Origin of the sequence: Pseudoalteromonas sp. APC 3250, from assembly GCF_030407915.1 — a bacterium.
Lineage (GTDB): Bacteria > Pseudomonadota > Gammaproteobacteria > Enterobacterales > Alteromonadaceae > Pseudoalteromonas > Pseudoalteromonas tetraodonis.
Genome location: NZ_JASDCM010000005.1, coordinates 94,059 through 109,527 on the forward strand (window position 1 = coordinate 94,059; position 15,469 = coordinate 109,527).

The 15,469-nt window shown below is 41.0% G+C and carries 20 protein-coding genes and 3 tRNA genes; 7 read left to right on the forward strand and 16 right to left on the reverse strand.

Going from position 1 to position 15,469, the window contains the following annotated elements; genetic code table 11:
- Positions 1 to 33 precede the first annotated feature (33 nt).
- Positions 34 to 582, forward strand: coding sequence for an SRPBCC family protein (locus tag QL986_RS07300; RefSeq protein WP_028834533.1), 549 nt, complete (start codon positions 34 to 36; stop codon positions 580 to 582).
- The gene (locus tag QL986_RS07305; protein WP_290191418.1) at positions 551 to 1,432 is read left to right on the forward strand and encodes a TIGR03899 family protein; all 882 of its coding nucleotides are present in this window, start codon (positions 551 to 553) and stop codon (positions 1,430 to 1,432) included. Before QL986_RS07300 ends, QL986_RS07305 begins: the two co-directional genes overlap by 32 nt.
- Positions 1,433 to 1,515: 83 nt before the next feature.
- Here QL986_RS07305 and QL986_RS07310 read toward each other — a convergent pair whose 3' ends face one another.
- The 8 genes from QL986_RS07310 to QL986_RS07345 form a co-directional block, all read right to left on the reverse strand.
- A complete protein-coding gene (locus QL986_RS07310; RefSeq protein WP_290191419.1) occupies positions 1,516 to 2,286 on the reverse strand; it encodes a TIGR04219 family outer membrane beta-barrel protein in 771 nt (256 codons plus the stop codon).
- Between the two features lie 3 nt (positions 2,287 to 2,289).
- Positions 2,290 to 3,276, reverse strand: coding sequence for a DUF2333 family protein (locus tag QL986_RS07315; RefSeq protein WP_013463973.1), 987 nt, complete (start codon positions 3,274 to 3,276; stop codon positions 2,290 to 2,292).
- An 8-nt stretch (positions 3,277 to 3,284) separates the two neighbouring features.
- On the reverse strand, positions 3,285 to 3,794 hold the full coding sequence (locus QL986_RS07320) for a copper chaperone PCu(A)C (RefSeq protein WP_013463972.1): 510 nt from the start codon (positions 3,792 to 3,794) through the stop codon (positions 3,285 to 3,287).
- A 78-nt stretch (positions 3,795 to 3,872) separates the two neighbouring features.
- Positions 3,873 to 4,199 (reverse strand): hypothetical protein, encoded by a 327-nt coding sequence (locus tag QL986_RS07325; RefSeq protein WP_013463971.1) that lies wholly within the window; start codon positions 4,197 to 4,199, stop codon positions 3,873 to 3,875.
- 10 nt (positions 4,200 to 4,209) lie between these two features.
- Complete coding sequence (locus tag QL986_RS07330) at positions 4,210 to 4,416, reverse strand: PspC domain-containing protein (RefSeq protein WP_013463970.1); 207 nt, start codon at positions 4,414 to 4,416, stop codon at positions 4,210 to 4,212.
- 10 nt (positions 4,417 to 4,426) lie between these two features.
- Positions 4,427 to 5,107, reverse strand: a complete 681-nt coding sequence (locus QL986_RS07335; protein ID WP_013463969.1) for a PspA/IM30 family protein — start codon at positions 5,105 to 5,107, stop codon at positions 4,427 to 4,429.
- 236 nt (positions 5,108 to 5,343) lie between these two features.
- Complete coding sequence (gene dusA, locus QL986_RS07340) at positions 5,344 to 6,276, reverse strand: tRNA dihydrouridine(20/20a) synthase DusA (RefSeq protein WP_290191448.1); 933 nt, start codon at positions 6,274 to 6,276, stop codon at positions 5,344 to 5,346.
- 123 nt (positions 6,277 to 6,399) lie between these two features.
- Positions 6,400 to 7,020 carry a MarC family protein gene (locus QL986_RS07345; RefSeq protein WP_008115498.1) on the reverse strand — a complete coding sequence of 207 codons (621 nt, stop codon included), beginning with the start codon at positions 7,018 to 7,020 and terminating at the stop codon, positions 6,400 to 6,402.
- 92 nt (positions 7,021 to 7,112) lie between these two features.
- Here QL986_RS07345 and QL986_RS07350 point away from each other — a divergent pair, with 92 nt between their 5' ends.
- The 3 genes from QL986_RS07350 to QL986_RS07360 all read left to right on the forward strand — a co-directional run bounded on the left by QL986_RS07350 (position 7,113) and on the right by QL986_RS07360 (position 8,503).
- Complete coding sequence (locus QL986_RS07350; RefSeq protein WP_013463967.1) at positions 7,113 to 7,547, forward strand: transcriptional repressor; 435 nt, start codon at positions 7,113 to 7,115, stop codon at positions 7,545 to 7,547.
- 63 nt (positions 7,548 to 7,610) lie between these two features.
- The gene (locus QL986_RS07355; protein ID WP_013463966.1) at positions 7,611 to 8,078 is read left to right on the forward strand and encodes a chemotaxis protein CheX; all 468 of its coding nucleotides are present in this window, start codon (positions 7,611 to 7,613) and stop codon (positions 8,076 to 8,078) included.
- Positions 8,075 to 8,503 carry a secondary thiamine-phosphate synthase enzyme YjbQ gene (locus tag QL986_RS07360; RefSeq protein WP_024601659.1) on the forward strand — a complete coding sequence of 143 codons (429 nt, stop codon included), beginning with the start codon at positions 8,075 to 8,077 and terminating at the stop codon, positions 8,501 to 8,503. The genes QL986_RS07355 and QL986_RS07360 overlap by 4 nt, the downstream gene beginning before the upstream one ends.
- Positions 8,504 to 8,814: 311 nt before the next feature.
- On the opposite strand, the gene QL986_RS07365 is transcribed toward QL986_RS07360, so the two are convergent.
- From QL986_RS07365 to orn, 4 genes are all read right to left on the reverse strand, one after another.
- Positions 8,815 to 8,890 (reverse strand) — tRNA-Gly (locus QL986_RS07365).
- A gap of 106 nt (positions 8,891 to 8,996) precedes the next feature.
- Positions 8,997 to 9,072, reverse strand: a tRNA-Gly gene (locus tag QL986_RS07370).
- Between the two features lie 207 nt (positions 9,073 to 9,279).
- Positions 9,280 to 9,355, reverse strand: a tRNA-Gly gene (locus QL986_RS07375).
- Positions 9,356 to 9,452: 97 nt separating this feature from the next.
- Positions 9,453 to 9,998, reverse strand: coding sequence for an oligoribonuclease (gene orn, locus QL986_RS07380; protein WP_028834530.1), 546 nt, complete (start codon positions 9,996 to 9,998; stop codon positions 9,453 to 9,455).
- A 122-nt stretch (positions 9,999 to 10,120) separates the two neighbouring features.
- Here orn and rsgA point away from each other — a divergent pair, with 122 nt between their 5' ends.
- Together rsgA and asd are read left to right on the forward strand one after the other, a co-directional pair.
- Positions 10,121 to 11,179: a small ribosomal subunit biogenesis GTPase RsgA gene (gene rsgA, locus QL986_RS07385; protein ID WP_013463964.1), complete on the forward strand. Its 1,059-nt coding sequence runs from the start codon at positions 10,121 to 10,123 to the stop codon at positions 11,177 to 11,179.
- A 14-nt stretch (positions 11,180 to 11,193) separates the two neighbouring features.
- Positions 11,194 to 12,060 (forward strand): archaetidylserine decarboxylase, encoded by an 867-nt coding sequence (gene asd / locus QL986_RS07390; protein ID WP_016900290.1) that lies wholly within the window; start codon positions 11,194 to 11,196, stop codon positions 12,058 to 12,060.
- A 109-nt stretch (positions 12,061 to 12,169) separates the two neighbouring features.
- On the opposite strand, the gene QL986_RS07395 is transcribed toward asd, so the two are convergent.
- The 4 genes from QL986_RS07395 to thiS are packed head-to-tail and all read right to left on the reverse strand — an operon-like array spanning position 12,170 to position 15,462.
- The gene (locus QL986_RS07395; protein WP_290191420.1) at positions 12,170 to 12,949 is read right to left on the reverse strand and encodes a HesA/MoeB/ThiF family protein; all 780 of its coding nucleotides are present in this window, start codon (positions 12,947 to 12,949) and stop codon (positions 12,170 to 12,172) included.
- Positions 12,933 to 14,459 (reverse strand): thiamine phosphate synthase, encoded by a 1,527-nt coding sequence (gene thiE, locus QL986_RS07400; RefSeq protein WP_215521913.1) that lies wholly within the window; start codon positions 14,457 to 14,459, stop codon positions 12,933 to 12,935. The genes QL986_RS07395 and thiE overlap by 17 nt, the downstream gene beginning before the upstream one ends.
- Before the next feature lie 12 nt (positions 14,460 to 14,471).
- Positions 14,472 to 15,263, reverse strand: a complete 792-nt coding sequence (locus QL986_RS07405; RefSeq protein WP_013463960.1) for a thiazole synthase — start codon at positions 15,261 to 15,263, stop codon at positions 14,472 to 14,474.
- Positions 15,264 to 15,267: 4 nt separating this feature from the next.
- Complete coding sequence (gene thiS, locus QL986_RS07410) at positions 15,268 to 15,462, reverse strand: sulfur carrier protein ThiS (RefSeq protein WP_013463959.1); 195 nt, start codon at positions 15,460 to 15,462, stop codon at positions 15,268 to 15,270.
- Between the last annotated feature and the right edge of the window lie 7 nt (positions 15,463 to 15,469).

Sequence of the window (15,469 nt, forward strand, 5' to 3'; positions counted from 1 at the left end):
TGAGGAATACCTATTAAACTACTTAAAAAAATAATGCAGTTTTCAATCATTTTACTCCTGGTTTTTGTTGTCGTTGGATTATTGTTACCACAAAATTATCATGTGCAAAAAAGTATAAAGATTAACGCACGCGCTCCCGTAATAAAGTCATTAGTTGAGGACTTTACCCAGTGGTATAAATGGTCGCCGTGGCAACAAATAGACCCTAATATTAAGTTTAATATTGGAGAACCGAGCTCTGGCGCAGGAGCCTACCAATCTTGGGAAGGTAAATGGGGCAAAGGCGAAATGACAATATCGTCATTAAGCGATAATGAAGTTGTATTTAGTGTGTTATTTAATCAAGAGCATATTATCACTAGCAAATTGCTATTTAGCCCGCACACAAAAACCGTCACGTGGCATATAGAAGGACAAGCAACGATGCCGCTTATTTCTGGGTACGTTGCTATATTTGCTGAAAATATATTAGGTAATATAGTGACCCTAGGGCTAAATAACTTAAAAACGGTCGCTCAACTCAGTGATGCACAAGCAATAATGGAAAGCCATGACAGTCAAAACCGCACAAGCCAGGATTAAACTTGCCAATATTATTGAGTCACTGCTAGGTTACTCGGTCACAAAAGTGAGTAATACGCCTGCCATTGATGAAAAAACCTATAATCCTCAAGGTAAAGCCAAATCGCTTTATAGTATTAATAGCGAGCATTCAATTTTAGCGCGTGCTCAAAAAAGACAAGACTTACTACTGATTAAACAGCAACAAAATATTGAGACTATTTTAGCCTTAGCAATGGAGTTTTGTCCTGATGTTGCTTGCGCCAAACAGCCCGATGCTGATTGGGTAGAGCACTTTATAGCCTTATGTGAAGATACCTCAAATCAATCTATGCAAGTGTTGTGGGCAAAAATTTTTACTGGCGAAACCATTAGCCCAGGTACTTTTTCTATTAAAAGTTTACAAACACTCAAGCACATGACCCAGCGCGAAGCCGATTCATTAAGAAAGTGCGTGTCTATTTCTGGGTATAACGAAAAGGATAGCAGCCACCTAATATTCTTGGGGTATTACAAAAAACCCTCGTTATTTGATTTACTAGGTAAAGGCAATAAAGTGTCATTAAGCATAGGTAAAAGCGGCGTGAGCTTTCCAGACGTACTAACTTTAATGGATTTAAACTTGCTGTATCGTAAAGAAATAGAGTCAGCGGCATTAAAAGTAGGACAAGAGATCACCCTTTCCTTTTTATCACAAAAATTAACCTTAAAAGCAAAAAGTAACGATTTGGTGCTTAGCTATTATAAGTTTACTCAAACAGGTGATGAACTGTTTAGATTAATGAACTACCCAATTAACAAGGTGTACAAACAGTTAATTGGTTCAGCATTTGAAGGGGAATTTGAATTAGTTTGGCATTCTTTAAAATAGCAAACAAAGATGACTAATAATAAAAGCGTGTGTTAGCTTTTAAAAATAAGAGCCACACAAGGTGGCTCAAAATAAAACTTTAATTAAAAGTGAACTTGAATACCGGCAAACGGCCCTGATGCATCAATATTAGTATTAATATCATCAACATCATCAAGCTCTAAAGTCATTGAACGGTAGCCCGCTTTAACCGCAACATCGACGGCTAAGTTATCAATAAATTCCCAAGCAATACCCATTTGATAATCTTGTACTTTGCTGTCATCGATGGCTAAAAAGCTGCCTTCAGCAAAAACACTTAAACCACTAAATGGTAAACCCGCTTCAAAACGTCCATATACTAACGGCACAACACCAGAGAACTCTTCGATTTCAGTAAAGTTAGCGCCACCTTGTTGTGATGTACCTGTTACAACAAGCTCACCATCAAACTGCTTAGCATTAAGACCTAAATCAATTGAGATTAAATCGTTATCAAAAATCTCGTAGTAAAGAATATAATCAATGTGCGATAAGTCAGTCACTGAATTAACATCAGTGCCAACAATATAATCAGTACCGTTAAAACTAAATGTGTCTTCAAGCACTGTTGAACCGTTTAATTCAAGCTCAGTGTATTTTAACTTTAAGTTTGGCACTAATGGCACTGGGTGCTCAAGCGCAGCGTAATAACTGACAAAGGTTTCATCTTCAAAGTTGAAGTTTTGCAGGGCGTTATTATTATCAGAAAAGCTCCCGTCATTATCTGCTTTCCAACCATCAACCCCTACATATAAACCCAATACAGTGTCGGCTTGTGCTACAGGGGCTAAACATGCCATTGATAAGGCTGCTGCTATACAATACTTTTTCATTTTTTATCCTTGCGCTAATAATTCGCTAAGTTCAATTAGTGCCGCATTGGCTCTAGAAATATAATTTGCCATAACAAGTGAATGGTTGGCGACATAACCAAATCCATTACCGTTTAAAATCATTGGGCTCCATACCGTTTCTTGGGTTGCTTCAAGCTCGCGAATAATTTGTTGCAAGCTGACACGGGCGTTCTTTTTATCAAGCACATCGGCAAAATCATATTCAACCGCCTGTAAAAAGTGCAGTAAAGCCCAAGTGGCCCCACGTGACTCATAAAATACATCATCAATTTCCCACCATGATGTTTTTATTTGTTGTTGTAAAGGCGTATAGGTGGCCTGTGTATTTGAAGAGTTACCGGCGAGGTCAGTGTTAACCTTATCTTGACCCACGCTTGCACTTAAACGCTGACTTAAGCTGCCTAAACGCTTTTCAGCTTCTTTTAACCAACTGCGTAGGTTATCTGCACGAGAGTAAAATTGGCTATCGCGCTCATGCTGATTGGCTATTTGAGAACGATATACCATTAAATAATCAATTCCTTTTTGGTATTCACCCTCAGCACTTGGCCATGCCCATGCTTCAGAGCTGATATTAAATTGTGGCTGAGCTTTTTTGAGCGCTTCGTGTTCAGTTGATTGCGATTGTGAGCGGCTAAAATCTTTTCGCATAGACAACGCTAAATCACGCACCATTTCCAGCGCACCATACTCCCAGGCCGGCATATTGTCCATTATTACGCTCGGTGGTAGCACATCATTTGATAAGTAACCGCCTGATTTAGTTAAAAGCGTATCAGCTACAGTGATGAGTGTTGAAGTTGTTACATAACCTGTGACTAGTTTTTCACTGCGTTGCTGCGCTTGTTGCTTAGCATTTTGCACAACATCAAAACGTGAAGGCTCTATACTCCAGTACACTGCAATGGCGTAAAACACGACAAATAACAGTACCAGTGCCGTTATTATTTTTCCTTTATGCTGTGACATTTATCCTCCTAATGATGACTATGATCTTTCGATGCTTTTACCGGCTCTGCTTGTGAGGCTAACGAAACGACTTTTGCATTGGTAAATACTCGGTTCCCGTCTTCAAAATATAGCGTGAGTTTACGTTCTTGACCTACTTTTAACGGTTCTTGTGGTTCAAACACCATTAAATGATAGCTGCCTGGCTTAAAATCGAGTTGTTGGTGAGCTTTAATAAGCAATGATTCGACTTTTTGCATTTTCATCATACCGTCAGCGTGAACGTGCTCATGAATTTCAACACGCCCTAGGCCATCAATTGTCGCTTTAGTCAACGTTGCTGGTACATTGCTGTGGTTTTTAATACTAAAGTAAGCCACACTCGCTTTGGTTGCCGGCAAAAACTCTCTTACTTGCGCATGTGTTACTTGTAGCTGCGCAACAACACTATCGTGTTCATGTCCTTCGTGCGCCATTAACGAAGACGAAAAAACACCCACCATTAATGCACTTGCTATCAAAATACATTGTTTAATCATCAGTAAAATCCTTGTTAAAACAAAAAAATATAGTTCAAATTTATCATAATTCCCCTATGTTAGGCAGCTAATTTAAGCTCAAGAGACGACTTTTTTGTTATCTGCGATTAACCAACACAGCCCTGCTACAAACAATAACGGCCAAGCAATCATCAATGATCCGAATAAAAAAGCTAAAATAGTACCAGCCAGTGCCACCATCGCCGCGCCAACTAACCCCATCGTCACTAAAGCAACAATCGCAATAACAACGATAATAGCAACTAATGCACCAATGAGCTCTATACCTGTCCAGCTAATATCTGAGATCCATAGCGGAAACTGCCACACATCAAAGTGAATAATTGAACCGCTATTAATTAAAAACAACGCAAGAATAACTAGGCACACGGCGAATGTTTTCATGCTGCTCTCCTTACACTGCTTTTTCTTCAAGGCAACAGTGAGCAATTAAATAACCTAGCGCCACTGCAAACGGAAAACTTAAAAATAATAAAACAGTCACTAAGCGAGTAGACCATACCGGAAAGTCTAGTCGGTAAGCTAACCCACTACAGACGCCTGATATTTTTTTGTTAAGCGTATTTTTGTACCAACGACGGTGTGTATTAAAACTATTCATAACAATCTCCTTAAGCTGTTTGTTTATTAGCAGTATTTAAACTTGCTTTTAAACTAGCCAGTTCTGCATCAATTTTTTCATTTTTAACCAGTGACTCAATTTGCATAGCTGTATTGCTCGCAGTATCTGTGAGCTCATACGCTGCAACTTGCGACTCTACACTTTCAACGCGGCGCTCTATTTGCTCAAATCGTGATAAGGCAAAAGCCACTTTATCGCTTTGTAGTTGCGTATTTATTTTTGCCCTTGCCTCAACTACGTTTTCACGCTTTGCAAGTTGTGCTTGCTTTGCTTTTGCCTGCGTCATTTTTTGCTGTAAGCGCTCGCAGTCTTCAGTGATTTTAGTAATCGATTGTTGTAATGCCTCAAGCTGCGTTTGCAAGCACCCTATGCTTTGTTCAACTGTGTGTTTTTCGGCTAATGCTGATTTAGCTAAATCGTCACGATTTTTTGTCACAGCATGCTCAGCTTTTAATTGCCAATTTGCGAGCGCTTGCTGTTTGTTACTTATTTGACGTTTAATGCTCTTTTCTTCACATAAAAGTGCAGCTGCCGTACTACGACACTCATTAAGCGCTTCTTGCATTTCAGTAAGCATTAAATTGAGTAACTTTTCTGAGTCTTCTGCTTTATCAAGCATAGCTACAATATTTGCTTGAATGACGTCGTTTACGCGGTTAAATATGCCCATGTTATTCTCCTGATGATTTTTATTTATACATCAACAGGATTCCAAGAGTTATGCCAACAACTTAAAATGGTTTTATTTTCATTAAATATCATGTGGTTAAGTTATTTTAAGTAGGTAAATTAATGACTCACCACTGAATGAAATTAAGTCGAATTGGCTAATAAATTAAACTTTTGACCAAAATTTGGGATCAAAAAAAGCCACCTGAGGTGGCTTTTTTCTATACAGAGGATCTGTTATTCGGGTACGTAACTTAGTGCTTTATCCATAACACTCAAATCAGCTTGCTTGCCATGGCCATTTTCAGATAAATGGCGTCTAAAACCACGCGCACCGGGTTGTCCCTGAAAAATACCTAACATATGGCGAGCAACATGCCAAAAGTTAGCGCCTAAACGCATCTCTTCTTCAATGTAATCATACATAGAGCGCACAACATCATGACGTGTCTGAGTATTAGCAACATCACCATATATTTTTTCATCCACTTCATTTAGCATAAATGGATTGCTGTAAGCCTCTCGCCCAACCATCACCCCATCTATGTACTGTAAATGCTCAAGGCTTTGCTCAATGGTTTTAACACCGCCATTAATACTTAAATCAAGTTGTGGATAATCTTTTTTAAGCTGGTAAACGCGGGGGTAGTTAAGCTCAGGAACTTCGCGATTTTCTTTTGGACTCAATCCTTTTAGCCATGCCTTACGGGCATGAATAATAAAATCATCACAGCCTACTTTATGCGATGCTTCAATAAGCGCACATAAAAATTCATAGGAATCTTGCTCATCAATACCAATGCGCGTTTTTACCGTAACAGGAATACTGACTTCACTTTTCATTGCAGCAACACACTCTGCCACAAGCTCGGGCTCTGCCATTAAACAGGCACCAAAACGCCCATTTTGCACACGATCAGACGGGCAACCTACGTTAAGGTTTATTTCATCATAACCGCGCTCACCTGCAAGCTTGGCACACTGTGCTAGCGCTTGCGGATCTGAGCCCCCCAGCTGCAGCGCTACTGGGCCTTCATGTTGATTAAAGTGCAAATAGTCACCACGGCCAAACAAAATAGCACCTGTGGTGATCATTTCCGTGTAGAGCACGGTGTGCTTTGTCATTTTACGATGAAACGTACGACAATGGCGATCAGTCCAATCGAGCATGGGGGCAACAGAAAAGCGTCGATTTAAAGTACGTTTATCCAAAATGTAGTCCTCAAAAATTTATAATTTAAGCACAGCTTAAAAGGCGCTGCATTTTACACAAAAGCCCCATGCGCAGCAATATTAAGCAAACACCTGCAAGCCAAAGTATTGTGCGATACCATTTAAAATATTCGTTACTGCGACTGAGCTTAAAATTAACCCCATAATTCGGCTAATAATACTTGCCCCACTATCACCTATTATTTTATGTACATGCGTAGCAAGTAATAACAAAATAAGTACCACCACTAAAACGGCCAGCATCATTGATGAGGTAATCATTTGTTCAACCCAAGTATATTCTTCATTACGCGTCATTAATACCGCACCTAACATAGCGCCTGGGCTTGCAATTGAGGGTATAGCCAGCGGAAAAATAGCGGTTTCAGTGCTATCGCGAACACTTTTAATTTCAGCTTCGGGTTTACTTTCACCAAACGTCATGGAGAGTGCAAAAATTAATAAGATCAACCCACCGGCTATTTGAAATGCCGATAGTGGAATCTCAATCACATTGAGTAATTGCTCACCGGCAACCACAAAAAATAACAGTACTAAAGCAGATACACCCACTGCTTTAAAAATTACTTTACGCTTAAACTTGTCGTCATCACCCCGAGTTACGGCGATAAAAACCGGAATTGTGCCGATTGGATCGATAACTGCAAAAAAGAAAATAAATATGGCTAATAGTTCATGCATTAATGAATACCTTTTCACAAAAGCGGTTAATAAAACGCTGCAACTACAATACAGTATGTTAGTATATCACGGCAAAGTAAGGATGAGAGAAGATGAATATAGAATCACTCGTAAGTAAAGCAAAACAAGTATGCGACAACCGTGGTGCGCGATTCACACCTATTCGCGAAAAGGTATTTCGTTTATTAGCAAGCGCTCAAGGTGGTGTGGGTGCATACGATTTGCTAGAGCAATTAAAAGTCACTGAAACAGGCGCAAAACCTGCGACAATTTATCGTGCTTTAGACTTTTTAGCAGAACTCGGTTTTATTCATAAAATTGAAAGCACTAATGCATTCATGTTGTGTCATCACTTTGATCATATTCATCCTGTTCAATTACTAATTTGCGATACATGTGGGTTTGTTAAAGAGCTGCATTCAACAGTAATTTCACATGAGCTCAATAACTTAGCAGCCGAAAGTGGCTTTGTAGTTTCTGGGCAAACCATAGAAGCACACGGTAAATGTGACGCTTGTCGAGCATAGCTGAGCGACTATAGCTATACTTTACGTATACCCTCTATCAGTACCAATTTAAGGATATATAATATGAATGTAGAGTTCATTAATCCCTTTTTATCTTCTTTGATGAATGTATTGAGCACCATGGCTCAAACTCAGTTAAAACCAGGTAAACCTCGCATTAAAACCGATGAAGTAGCCTGTGGTGATGTATCGGGATTAATTGGTATGGTTGGCCCCCAAACTCGCGGTTCATTTTCAATAACCTTCGACGAAAGTTTAGCGCTGACTATAATGGAACGTATGTTAGGTGAGCGACCTGACAGCGTAAATGAAGAAGTCACTGACATGGTCGGCGAAATAACCAATATGGTCACCGGTGGTGCTAAAAACCTATTAGGTGAAAAAGGCTATGACTTTGCCATGGCAACCCCCATTGTTGTGTCTGGTAAAAACCATACTATTACGCATAAAAGTGACGGCAAAAAAATTATTATGCCATTTACCAGTGATGCAGGTAATGCAAACATTGAAGTGAGCTTCGATAAGCTATGAGCTGGTCGCAAACCACGATTACATTAAAGCCTCGCTCGCGGGGCTTTCACTTAATTGATAACGACATACTGACTAAACTCCCACAGCTGAGCCAACTAAAAATAGGTTTATTACACTTATTTATTCAACACACCTCTGCCAGCTTAACCATTAATGAAAATGCCGATCCGACCGTGCGTATGGATATGGAAAGCCACTTCAATCAGTTTGTACCTGAGCGCCAGCCTTATTATCGTCATGACTATGAGGGCGATGATGATATGCCTGCTCATATTAAAACCAGCACTTTAGGTTGCGAGTTAACGATACCTATTAATGATGGTCAATTAGCGCTGGGGACTTGGCAAGGAATATACTTAGGCGAACATCGCGACCATGGCGGGGCTAGGCGTATTATTGCCACTTTGCAAGGCGAAACGTTTTAGAGCTAGGTTTTAGGTTTTATACCAATTCGCTTAATTAAGCGGTCTATTTTGAGGCAGGAAAAACGGGTTGATAGCTAGGCAAAAAATTCGCTATTTAGTTGTTCTAAATGAGAATTTTTTAACACAGATAGCGACACGTTTAGCCCCGCAAAATGATTGAGTATTATTGCGGATTGGTATTACAACACAGATCGTTCGCATCCATTGAGCACTTCAAATCTAATAAAAATTATATAAATTAAATTTATAATGATTCACATGTGGATTATTGTTTGCTATTTGAAAATGAATATCTGGAAAGTAAATAAGATTGGAGCGGTACACGAGGCTCGAACTCGTGACCTCGACCTTGGCAAGGTCGCGCTCTACCAACTGAGCTAGTACCGCATTATATGAAGATTCTAGGTCCTAGGTTCTGTCAAAATTAAACCTTGTTCCTTTCGCCTTTCATCTTGAATCTTTATTTCTACTACAATTTCTTTTGGTGAGAAATTGGAGCGGCACACGAGGCTCGAACTCGTGACCTCGACCTTGGCAAGGTCGCGCTCTACCAACTGAGCTAGTGCCGCATTCAAAATAGTCAGTAATTCGTCCGTTAGTGCGCGACGGGTCGCGTCCTACATTCTGACAACTGAGCTAGTGCCGCATTCAAAATAGTCAGTAATTTGTCCGTTGGTGCGCGACAGGTCGCGTCCTACATTCTGGCAACTGAGCTAGTGCCGCATTATATCAATTTTAACTTTTCATCTTGAACTACAATTTCTTTGGTGAGAAATTGGAGCGGCACACGAGGCTCGAACTCGTGACCTCGACCTTGGCAAGGTCGCGCTCTACCAACTGAGCTAGTGCCGCATTCAAAAGTCAAAGCTCAAACACACTAACCCCGCGGGGGTTATCGTCTTGAGCGGGGCAGGATTCTACAATAATTAGGGTGCTTTGCAAGTATTTTTTATAAATTAAAAAACTTTTCTCGGTAAACCTTTAATTCCATAATCGAATCTTTAATGTCGTCTAACGCTAAATGTGACCCTTTTTTATTCACTTGAGCCAATACATCTGGTTTCCAACGACGAGCAAGTTCTTTAATGGTACTTACATCTAAATTACGGTAATGAAAAAAGTCTTCAAGCTCACGCATATACTTATTCATAAAACGACGGTCTTGGCCAATCGAGTTACCACACATAGGTGAAGCACCCGCTGGCACCCATTGCTTTAAAAACGCGAGGGTTTGATCAACGGCATAAGCTTCATCGAAAGTACTTGCCTTACAACGCGCTGTAAGCCCTGATTTGCCATGCTGAGTTGTACACCACTCATCCATACCATCAAGTAGTTCATCACTTTGATGAATGGCAATGGTTGGGCCTTCGGCTAATATATTCAGATCAGCGTCAGTGACAACAGTTGCAATTTCAAGTATTTTGTCAGTCTCTGGTTCAAGTCCGGTCATTTCCAGATCGAGCCAAATTAAATTTGATTTATTAATAGTCATAATTACCTTAAACGGTGCTTTTCTTTAGATCCAACGCATTTCGATATATCATATTAGCATCAACCGTCGAGCTAAAGCTTTTTTTGGCAAACTCGGCATTTAACTCAGGTTATAGGCCTCAAGTGGCAAAACAGAAAAAATTAAGTAAAGGCCAATCCCGTAGGATCAAGGCCAATCATCAAAAGCGCTTATCGAATGCCGATACAAAACCGGCAAAAGTCGGCGCGCAAGAATGGCAAACAGATAATTTAGGTCAAGTGGAAAATGCGATTGTTATTAGCCGCTTTGGACAACATGCCGATGTAGAAACACAAAACGGTGATGTATTACGTTGTAATATTCGTCGTACCGTATCGAACTTGGTTTGCGGCGATGAAGTATTGTTTCGCCGTGCAAAAGTAAGTGAAGGTGATTTAGCGGGTGTTATTGAAGCAACTCAAGAGCGCCGTTCACAACTCACGCGCCCCGATTTTTATGATGGGGTTAAAGTGATTGCCGCTAACATTGATCAAATTTTAATGGTTTCAGCGGTACTGCCAGAGTTTACCCCGAGCATTATTGACCGCTATTTAATTGCCTGTGAAGACATGGGTATCGAACCCATTTTAGTACTTAATAAAATTGATTTAATTGATGAAGCTGGTTTAAACGAAATACAACAAATCCTCGACATTTACCGTAAGCTTAATTATCAGGTGCTGCTAGTTAGTAATATAACTGGCGAAGGCATTAATGAGTTAAAAGAAGTACTTGCGGGCAAAAATAATATTTTTGTTGGTCAAAGTGGCGTGGGTAAATCTACCTTAGTTAACACTGTACTGCCAGATGCTGAAATTTTGACTAAAGAAGTGTCTGAAAACAGCGGGCTTGGCCAGCACACCACCACGGTATCGCGTCTTCATCATTTACCGAGCGGGGGTAATTTAATTGACTCACCGGGAATTCGTGAATTTGGCCTATGGCATTTAGATGTTGAACGCGTCACTTGGTGCTTTAAAGAATTTAGAGAATTTATAGGCGGATGCCGGTTTAGAGATTGTAAACATTTAAACGATCCGGGCTGTATAATTAAACAAGCGGTAGCCGATGGCGATATTTCAAAATTACGCTTTGAAAGCTACCACCGTATTTTAGAAACCATGGCCGATGGCCGTGCAGGCGCTCGTGCGCCCCGCGTATAATAAGGGAATAACCTGTGAGTTTAGATAAATTTAAAATCGCCATGCAGTATGCCATGCCAAAACACTTTATTTCTCGTGTGGTAGGTAAACTTGCTGCAGCAAAAGCCGGTGCGTTAACAACCACATTAATTAAATTATTTATTAAACAATATAAAATAGATATGAGCGAAGCTAAATATTCAGATCCGGCTCATTACAAAAGCTTTAATGAATTTTTTACCCGTCCGTTAAAAGACGGTGTGCGTCCTATGGTTGAAGATGACGATATTATTATTCATCCAGTAGACGGCGCAATTAGCCAACTAGGCGACATTGTTGATGGTCAACTTATTCAAGCTAAAGGCCACGATTACAGCTTACAAGCATTGTTAGGTGGATCACAAGACGACACAACCCCGTTTTTAGGCGGTAAATTTGCAACTATTTACTTAGCCCCAAAAGATTACCACCGTATTCATATGCCAATTGATGGCACGCTAAGCAAAATGATTTATGTACCGGGCGATTTATTTTCAGTAAACCCACTTACCGCTCAAAACGTACCAAATTTATTTGCCCGTAACGAGCGTGTAGTGGCTATTTTTGAAACTGAAATTGGCCCGCTAGCTATGGTTTTAGTAGGCGCAACCATTGTTGCCAGCATAGAAACTATTTGGGCTGGCACAGTGACTCCACCAGCTGGCAGTGATGTGTTTAGCTGGAACTACCCAACTAAAGGCGAAAACGCGATCACCCTTAAGAAAGGGGAAGAAATGGGTCGCTTTAAATTAGGCTCAACGGTTGTGCTCGCATGGGGTGCGAACAAAGCAGAAATATTAGACGATCAACTCCCAGAGGTAGTTACTCGTTTAGGCACTGCCTTTGCAAAAATTGATGATTAATAGGTAGTGTCAGTTCGAGCTAAAAAAAACACCGCGTTTATTTTCAATAACCGCGGTGTTTTTTTCTTGTAGACGGAGAGCTTACTCACGTTAAAAGCCAAGCTTTTCATTACTCATACCCGCCACACTCTTTACACGCTAAATCCTTAGTCATCTTAAAATGCTGTTGCTTTAAGCTTAATGCGTCAAACGTTATAAACACATTCCCCTTAAAATGACCTAACAACATATTGAGGGTTAATTGTGCCTGCATTGACCCAACAATCCCAAGTAAAGGGCTAATTACCCCGGCATTACTACAATTTATAACCGGTGCATCGCTACTTTGAGGGAAAACACAGCCGTAACATGGGCTGTCACTTTGCCTAAAATCAAACCCCATTAATTGCCCTTGAGTTGCCAGCGCAGCCCCTGTAATTAAGCTAGTGTTATTAGCAATGCAATAGCGATTAACCGCATAACGGGTACTAAAGTTATCAGAGCAATCAAGCACTATGTCGGCGTTTTTTAAGAGCAACGCACTGTTGGTATCATCCAGCTTTTGAGTGTGGGTTATTATATTTATTTGATTGTTAAGGCTCACAAGCACTTTTCCAGCCGCGCGAACTTTGTTTTGCCCCAAATGATTTACTTTATAGAGCACTTGGCGCTGCAAGTTAGACAGTTCAACTACATCGTCATCAATTAAAATAAGCGACCCAATGCCAGCTGCCGCTAAATACAGCAGCGCAGGACTACCTAAGCCACCTGCGCCAACTACGGCAACCGTTGAGCGTTTCAGCGTTAACTGCCCTTCAAGCCCCACTTCATCAAGTAATATATGGCGGCTATAACGCAAGGTTTCTTTGTCGCTGAGCTGCTGCGTTTGCATGTTAGCAGGCATTCTCATTTATCACCGATTTTAAGGTATTGATTGCCTCTACATAATCATCAGCCTCGGTAATAGCACGTACCACGGCTACACTGCCCACGCCCGTTTTAGCAACCTCTTGCGCCCTATTTAAATCAATTCCGCCAATAGCCACTGTAGGATAGCTTTGCATTAATGGCACAAACCGAGTTAGCTTTTCAAGCCCTTGTATCTGGCCAGTCATGTCTTTGGTCGTCGTTGGGTAAATAGCACCAAACGCCATGTAGCTTGGGCGATAATTATGCGCGCGTAGCATTTCATAAAACCCATGGGTAGAGAGACCAAGTCGCAGGCCTGCTTCTTTTATAGCAACTAAGTTTGCACTCTCTAAGTCTTCTTGTCCTAAATGCACCCCATAGGCGCCATGTTTGATGGCAAGTTGCCAGTAATCATTTATAAATACCTGCGCATTATACTGCTCACCCAAAGTGACCGCTTTGGCAATCAGTTCATCTAGCTCATTCTGCGTTTTATTTTTAACACGAAGCTGAGCTGTTTTAATTCCTTGCTGTAAGCACTTTTCTAGCCATTCAATGCTATCAACCACACCATAGAGGCCAAGCTTTTTACTTTCACAGGCTGCAAAATCAGCAGCCATATTAAAATCAAGCGGCACATCAAAATCCAACTCATCACCTAACCAGCTACCCGGTTCAATCACCTGAGGGTAATGTGCTAAATCGGTAGGAAACTGCGTTTGTGCGACTGGCCCTATGCCCTCGCCATAGCGAACTGATTGCTTTAAACCTTGGTTTATATAGGCTTTAGCTAAAATAAACGCATCTTTTAACGGATAGTCTTTTGCAAGACACGCAGCAATTACTGACGCCATACTGCACCCTGTACCATGGCTATGAGGAACTTGAATTTTTTCATTACCTAGCCAATAGTCTTCAGCGTTTTGTGTGCAGTAATCAATGCAATACCCGCTTGGGTAATCCCAATGTCCGCCTTTAATCACCACCGCTTTTGCGCCCCACGCCATCAGCTTACTCGCCGCTTCTTTAATCGCTGCAGGGCCAATTAAATACACACCCGTTAATAACTGTGTTTCGTGGGTATTTGGGGTAATTACATCTACCAGCGGTAGTAAACATTCTTTTATCGCGCTTACGGTGTCTTCTTCTGTTAGTAAGTCACCGCTTGAGGCAATAGCAACAGGGTCATACACAATAACCGGCGGCGTTGGCCATTTGGTTTTGTAGTGGCTTATGTGCTCACTAATTAACTGAATTTGCTGCACATTGGCAAGCATGCCAATTTTTATCACTTTGGCTTTCATGTCTTTTTCAAGTGCAAGCAACTGAGATTCAATAATATCGGTAGACACTGCATTAATAGCCTCTACACCTAAGCTATTTTGAGCGGTAAGCGCGGTGATTGCTGTACAAGCATGTACACCAAAACTTTGCATTGCCTTAATATCGGCTTGAATACCCGCGCCGCCGCCAGAATCAGAGCCAGCAATTGTCCACACTACGTTTGTCATATTTTTATTTCCTTACTGCTGATGCCAAAATGGCATACCCATTGTTGGGGTTGAGGGGGTTGCAACGTCTTTTTCGGGCATTGCTTTGGCATTGTATGCAAAGCGCCCTGCCTCTACCGCAGCTTTAAATGCACGGCTCATAGTCACTGGGCAACCCGCCCCTGCAATGGCTGAATTTAATAATACAGCATCATACCCTAATTCAAGTGCTTGGCAGGCATGCGATGGTAAACCTAACCCGGCATCAACAATTAATGTTGTATTAGGCAGGCGTTCTCTAATGGTTTTTAAATTATAACTATTTAACAATCCTTTACCGGTGCCAATAGGCGCGCCCCACGGCATTAGCACCTCACAGCCTAATCCATTCAAGCGCTGACACAGCACTAAATCATCAGTGCAATAAGGCAGTACTTTAAACCCATCATCAATCAATATTTTTGTGGCTTCAAGTAATGCAAAGGGATCGGGCTGTAAATTATAGTCATCGCCTATTAATTCAAGTTTTATCCAATCGGTAGCAAATACTTCTCGGCACATTTTAGCTAGGTTAATAGCCTCTTTGACGCTGTGGCATCCGGCAGTATTAGGCAGTATTTTTAAACCGGTGTTTTTAATTAATTGCCAAAAATCATTCCCTGCCGCCGCGTTTTGTTGTCGTCTAAGTGACACGGTGACTATCTCAGCACCTGAGGCTTTAATCGATTGCGTCATGATATCTGGTGACGGATATAACGCAGATCCAATTAACAAGCGACTATTGATTGGTTCACCATAAATTGTTAAACAGTCTTTGCTTTGCATAGCACTATCCACCTTGGATAGGTGACAATAACTCAATACTGTCACCTTCATTTATAACAACGTGGCTATGGCGACTCTGAGGAATAAACTCTCCATTTACAGCCACGGCATAAGGCGCCATCGCACCCACGTTTTTTACTATTTCCAGCAGCGCATGGCTAGTCACATTTAAAGGCTCACCATTAATTGTAATGTTCATTTAATAC